This window comes from Fodinibius sp. SL11 (genome assembly GCF_052060035.1).
GTDB lineage: Bacteria > Bacteroidota > Rhodothermia > Balneolales > Balneolaceae > Fodinibius.
The window spans coordinates 1-5,482 of sequence record NZ_JBPOEA010000032.1 but is presented as its reverse complement, the minus strand read 5'-3'; the positions used below and the strand labels follow the sequence as shown (position 1 = coordinate 5,482).

The following is a 5,482-nucleotide window of genomic DNA, read 5'->3' as shown; positions in this document are numbered from 1 at the left end:
AACAAAAAAAGCCCTACACGCGGGGCGTGCAGGGCGGATCGAACGATAAAAAAAAGAGCGGGCGGGGACCTACGCTTCCTCCCTTGTGGGAAGTACCATCGGCGCTGCCGGGTGTCACGGCCGTGTTCGGGATGGGAACGGGTGGAGCCCCGGCGCTTGGCCCGCCTGCTCAAAAACTGTTGGAATCAATATGTCAAACAAAGGTCTTCGATGTAGTGATAGCTGGGGTAAGCGGTAAATCGAGGGTGCTGTATGCTCGTTGCTTTGCTTATGGCGCCCGACCCAACGGTCGTGCAAGCCATATAAGCGGAAGCCGGTAGCCTTATTAGTACGGCTCGGCTGAACGTGTTACCACGCTTACACCTGCCGCCTATCGATCTGGTCGTCTTCCAGAAGGCTGTAAAGGGAATGTTTATCTTGGAGCGTGCTTCGCGCTTAGATGCTTTCAGCGGCTTATCACTTCCGCACATAGCTACCCTGCGATGCCCGTGGCCGGACAACAGGTGCACCAGCGGTGCGTCCACTCCGGTCCTCTCGTACTAGGAGCAGCTCTCCGCAACATTCCAACGCCCACAGCAGATAGGGACCGAACTGTCTCACGACGTTCTGAACCCAGCTCGCGTACCGCTTTAAATGGCGAACAGCCATACCCTTGGGACCTTCTCCAGCCCCAGGATGCGATGAGCCGACATCGAGGTGCCAAACCTCCCCGTCGATGTGAACTCTTGGGGGAGATAAGCCTGTTATCCCCGGAGTACCTTTTATCCTTTGAGCGACGGCCCTTCCATGTGGAAACCGCCGGATCACTAAACCCTGCTTTCGCAGCTGCTCGACCTGTGTGTCTCGCAGTCAAGCACCCTTATGCTTTTACACTCTACGCACGATTGCCGACCGTGCTGAGGGTACCTTTGGGAGCCTCCGTTACTGTTTAGGAGGCGACCGCCCCAGTCAAACTACCCACCATACACTGTCTTCCCTGTGGGGAATTAGAATTCAGCGGCCCAAAGGGTGGTATTTCACGGACGACTCCACGCCAGCTGGCGCTGGCGCTTCGAAGTCTCCCACCTATCCTGCACATCGGGCAGCTAAAGCCAATGTAAAGTTGTAGTAAAGGTTCACGGGGTCTTTCCGTCCCGCTGCGGGTAATCGGCGTCATCACCGATACCACAATTTCACCGAGCTCGTGGCTGAGACAGTGTCCAATTCGTTGCACCATTCGTGCAGGTCGGAACTTACCCGACAAGGAATTTCGCTACCTTAGGACCGTTATAGTTACGGCCGCCGTTTACTGGGGCTTCAGTCGGCCGCTTCATCGCCGAAGCGATTAACAGCCTTCCTTAACCTTCCAGCACCGGGCAGGTGTCAGCCCCTATACATCGTCTTACGACTTAGCAGAGGCATGTGTTTTTGGTAAACAGTCGATTGGACCTGGTCACTGCGCCCCCACCCGAAGGTGGGGGGATCCTTCTCCCGAAGTTACGGATCTAATTTGCCGAGTTCCTTAGCCACGATTCGCTCGAGCACCTGAGGATTCTCTCCTCATCTACCTGTGTCGGTTTTGGTACGAGCACTATGTCAGCAGATGACGACGGGTTTCTTGGCAGCTAGATTACCTACGCTATCGGTTTGCCCGCAGGCTCCCCGTACTGTCGGCGTTCGGCCTTGCGGTGGGCGGATTTGCCTACCCACCAGCCTACTGCCTTTAACCTGCTGTTCCATCAGCAGGCGGTAGTGTCACTTCTGCGTGACGCCTTCATCTGTCGCTGAATAGCGGTACCGGAATATTTAACCGGTTTTCCATCGGCTTCGCCTGTCGGCTACGCCTTAGGTCTCGACTAACCCTGATCCGATTTGCGTTGATCAGGAACCCTTAGATTTTCGGTGGAGGGGGTTCGCACCCCTCTTATCGTTACTCATGCCTACAGTTTCGCTTCCAGAACCTCCACAGTCCCTCACAGAACTACTTCGATGGCGCTGGAATGCTCCTCTACCACTGCATCCAAACGGATGCAATCCACAGCTTCGGCACCAAACTTATGCCCGCGAATTATCGACGCCGGGCCGCTCGACTAGTGAGCTATTACGCACTCTTTCAAGGAATGGCTGCTTCTAAGCCAACCTCCTAGTTGTCTGGGCAACCCAACTTTCTTTGTTCAACTTAGTTTGGATTTAGGGGCCTTAGCTGGTGGTCTGGGTTGTTTCCCTCTTGCGGGAGGACGTTATCGCCCCCACGCTGACTACCTGGCAACACACGTCGGCATTCGGAGTTTGTCTAGATTTGGTAGGCGGTGAAGCCCCCTAGTCTAATCAGTGCTCTACCTCCGACATGCTACACGCCAGATGCTATACCTAAATATATTTCGAGGAGAACGAGCTATTTCCGAGTTTGATTGGCCTTTCACCCCTATCCACAGCTCATCCGGGGGCTTTTCAACGCCCGTCGGTTCGGACCTCCACGTGGTCTTACCCACGCTTCATCCTGGCCATAGATAGCTCACTCGGTTTCGCGTCTGCCCCGCCGTACTTTCGCCCTGTTCGGACTCGCTTTCGCTTCGGCTGCTCTCCTGAGGAGATTAACCTTGCACGACAGGCGCAACTCGTAGGCTCATTATGCAAAAGGCACGCCGTCACCCCCAAAGGGGGCTCCGACCGCTTGTAAGCGTATGGTTTCAGGTACTATTTCACTCGCCTTCTCGGCGTTCTTTTCACCTTTCCCTCACGGTACTTGTTCACTATCGGTCATAACCAGTATTTAGCCTTACCGGATGGTGCCGGCTGGTTCAGACAGGATTTCTCCGGTCCCGTCCTACTCAGGGGATCCCACCACCGCACCTCGCTTACGTCTACAGGCCTGTCACCTTCTGTGGGGCGGCTTTCCAGTCCGCTTCGTCTTCGCTTGGGTTGGCTTATGTGGGCCCTACAACCCCCTACCGCCGTAGCAGTAGGGTTTGGGCTGTTCCGCGTTCGCTCGCCACTACTTGCGGAATCACTGTATTGTTTTTTGCTCCTCCAGGTACTGAGATGTTTCAGTTCCCCGGGTTGGCTTCCTAATTGGATATCCCGATTGCTCGGGATGGGTTTCCCCATTCGGATACCTGCGGATCTGGGCTCTGTTGCAGCTCCCCGCAGCTTTTCGCAGCTTTACACGTCCTTCATCGCCTGGTTATGCCTAGGCATCCACCATACGCCCTTGTCTGCTTTCACTTATATGACTTGCACCACCCCTCGGCGGGCAAGCCTCGAAAAACAATGAGCGTTTCGCTTTGGTGTTATTTCTAAAAAAATAACCTCGATCTTAACCTTTCTTACCTATCAGCTATCACTACGTCAAAGAACTCGTTGCACGAGGGGCTGTTTGTTGCGGTCGCCGGCAGCCTTTTAACAAAGCTGGCCTGCGATCAACGCCCAACACCTGGCAACATATCAAAGAACACATGCCTTCCGGCACGGATCTGCTCGCTGCCCCTGACGGGCGGCGAGCACATGCGTGCCCGGCAACAATAACATTCAAAGAACAACAAAAAAACGCCGTGGAGCTACGGGGACTCGAACCCCGGACCCCCTGCTTGCAAAGCAGGTGCTCTAGCCAACTGAGCTATAGCCCCGATGTGGGCTTGGCAGGAGTTGAACCTGCGACCTCACGCTTATCAGGCGTGCGCTCTAACCAGCCTGAGCTACAAGCCCATGGAATGGTCAGCCGGCGCCCGCCCCACTTGCGAAAATCACATCGGGAGGCCCTGCTGAGACCAGAACATACAGACGATCACACGGCGAGCCGCCAAGGCCAAGGCTCTCCTTAAAAAGGAGGTGATCCAGCCGCACCTTCCGGTACGGCTACCTTGTTACGACTTAGCGCCAGTCACCAGGCTTACCCTAAAGACCTACCTCCCCAAAGGGGTTGGTACGGCCGCATCAGGTACTCCTGACTTCCATCGCTTGACGGGCGGTGTGTACAAGGCCCGGGAACGTATTCACCGCGCCATTGCTGATACGCGATTACTAGCGATTCCGACTTCATGGAGTCGAGTTGCAGACTCCAATCCGAACTGGGAACGGTGTTGGGGATCTGCTGCTGCTCGCGCAGTCGCTTCCCATTGAACCGTCCATTGTAGCACGTGTGCAGCCCTAGACGTAAGGGCCATGATGACTTGACGTCGTCCCCACCTTCCTCACTACTTGCGTAGGCAGTCTGGCTAGAGTCCCCACCATTACGTGCTGGTAACTAACCACAGGGGTTGCGCTCGTTGCGGGACTTAACCCAACACCTCACGGCACGAGCTGACGACAGCCATGCAGCACCTTCTGTGGTGCCCCGAAGGGAAGCTCCCTTTCAGGAGCGGTCACCGCAGATTTAGCCTAGGTAAGGTTCTTCGCGTTGCATCGAATTAAGCCACATGCTCCACCGCTTGTGCGGGCCCCCGTCAATTCCTTTGAGTTTCATTCTTGCGAACGTACTCCCCAGGTGGCATGCTTACTGCGTTAACTGCGTCACTGCCCGCGAACGGACAACAACTAGCATGCATCGTTTACAGCGTGGACTACCAGGGTATCTAATCCTGTTCGCTCCCCACGCTCTCGTGTCTCAGCGTCAGTATCGGACCAGTTGGCCGCCTTCGCCACCGGTGTTCTTCGTGATATCTATGCATTTCACCGCTACACCACGAATTCCACCAACCTCTTCCGAACTCAAGAAATCCAGTTTCGAAGGCACTTTTACCGTTAAGCGGCAAGATTTCACCTCCGACTTAGACTTCCGCCTGCACACCCTTTACACCCAATGATTCCGGACAACGCTTGCACCCTCCGTATTACCGCGGCTGCTGGCACGGAGTTAGCCGGTGCTTATTCACTGGGTACCGTCAGTGGTCCTCGAAAGGTCCAGGTTCTTCCCCAGTAAAAGCTGTTTACAACCCATAGGGCCGTCTTCCAGCACGCGGCGTGGCTGCGTCAGGGTTGCCCCCATTGCGCAAGATTCCTCACTGCTGCCTCCCGTAGGAGTCTGGGCCGTGTCTCAGTCCCAGTGTGGGGGATCATCCTCTCAGACCCCCTAGCCATCATGGCCTTGGTAGGCTTTGACCCTACCAACTAGCTAATGGCACGCAGGTTCATCTCCAGGCTCCCGAAGGATTTAACAACTGTGGCCATGCGGCCCCGCTGCATCATCCGGTATTAGCTCACCTTTCGGTGGGTTATCCCCGTCCTGAAGGCAGATTACCTACGCGTTACTCACCCATCCGCCGGTCTCCGCTACCCCGAAGGGTAGCTTCTCCCGCGACTTGCATGTGTTAAGCCCGCCGCCAGCGTTCGTCCTGAGCCAGGATCAAACTCTCCATGGTAAATACACCTAATAAATTGTTTGAGTCTCTGGCCTTAGCTTCACTGTACTTCTATCAATTGATCTCTTATCCGCCCCGCCTAAACGGGGCTGACAAGGGCTCGACGTGCGATCGTCTGTATGTTCTCAGTCTGTCAAAGAACGAAT

The 5,482-nt window shown here is 55.3% G+C and carries 2 tRNA genes and 3 rRNA genes; all 5 read right to left on the bottom strand.

The annotated features are described in order from the left end of the window. Nucleotides 1–56: 56 nt before the first annotated feature. The 5 genes from rrf to ACQ76V_RS15935 all read right to left on the bottom strand — a co-directional run bounded on the left by rrf (nucleotide 57) and on the right by ACQ76V_RS15935 (nucleotide 5,336). Nucleotides 57–169, bottom strand: a 5S ribosomal RNA gene (gene rrf, locus ACQ76V_RS15955). A gap of 135 nt (nucleotides 170–304) precedes the next feature. After that, nucleotides 305–3,204, bottom strand: a 23S ribosomal RNA gene (locus tag ACQ76V_RS15950). Between the two features lie 327 nt (nucleotides 3,205–3,531). Beyond that, nucleotides 3,532–3,605 (bottom strand) — tRNA-Ala (locus ACQ76V_RS15945). A 4-nt stretch (nucleotides 3,606–3,609) separates the two neighbouring features. Beyond that, nucleotides 3,610–3,684: transfer RNA gene (locus ACQ76V_RS15940), tRNA-Ile, on the bottom strand. Nucleotides 3,685–3,800: 116 nt separating this feature from the next. Further along, nucleotides 3,801–5,336, bottom strand: a 16S ribosomal RNA gene (locus ACQ76V_RS15935). Together the 16S, 23S and 5S rRNA genes with 2 tRNA genes alongside form the textbook arrangement of a ribosomal RNA operon. Between the last annotated feature and the right edge of the window lie 146 nt (nucleotides 5,337–5,482).